The following is a 210-nucleotide window of genomic DNA, read 5'->3' as shown; positions in this document are numbered from 1 at the left end:
TTATCGTATAACACACGGCAGGCCGGACTGGATCGAACCCACCTATGCAGGAACTTGTGGTATTATGCGGGCCCTTTTTCATCCCCTCCCCCGCAGGGTCAATGCCAACCCGAATCCGCTGAGGTGACTGCGTTCATGAGCAAAAAGTCATTGGACAAAAGCAAGATCAAGTTTCTGTTGATGGAAGGTGTCCACCAATCCGCCGTCGAC

Origin of the sequence: Marinimicrobium sp. UBA4509, assembly GCF_002388575.1 — a bacterium.
Taxonomy (GTDB): domain Bacteria; phylum Pseudomonadota; class Gammaproteobacteria; order Pseudomonadales; family Cellvibrionaceae; genus Marinimicrobium; species Marinimicrobium koreense.
The sequence above is the reverse complement of the archived record's forward strand: the minus strand, read 5'-3'. Positions refer to the sequence as shown.